The organism is Lacticaseibacillus manihotivorans DSM 13343 = JCM 12514 (assembly GCF_001435035.1).
GTDB lineage: Bacteria > Bacillota > Bacilli > Lactobacillales > Lactobacillaceae > Lacticaseibacillus > Lacticaseibacillus manihotivorans.
Map to the genome: position 1 here is coordinate 1 of NZ_AZEU01000250.1, position 353 is coordinate 353.

General features: G+C 47.3%; 1 protein-coding gene. It reads right to left on the reverse strand.

Going from position 1 to position 353, the window contains the following annotated elements; translation table 11 throughout:
• A partial coding sequence (locus FD01_RS13090; RefSeq protein ID WP_191981530.1) for a primase C-terminal domain-containing protein occupies positions 1 to 353 on the reverse strand: 353 nt, incomplete at both ends.

The window sequence follows — 353 nt, forward strand, 5'->3', positions numbered from 1 at the left end:
TTCCATTCATCAGCAAAGTCATATGCGCGATTCTGGTCCCATCCTGAAGAATATGTTGCTAGCAAAAGTGTCAATAACGTATTGTTGCGACCGAGATCTCCGTCACCGCGAACCACAGATGCACGACTAAGCGCACTAAACCATGGCTGATCAACCTGGTGATCATGTGTGCTTGGCTTAGTAACGCCAGTCATCTTAAGCTTAATTTCCATTGCCCAATCTAGCAGCGTTGCAAAATCCAGCGTCAGAGATGGCTCAAAGAACCTTACCATGTCGTCAGACGGCAACCTGAAGAAACCAAAATGATTGCATCCAACATCCACCTGTGGCAGGTTTTTCAGGACGCTTTGGCG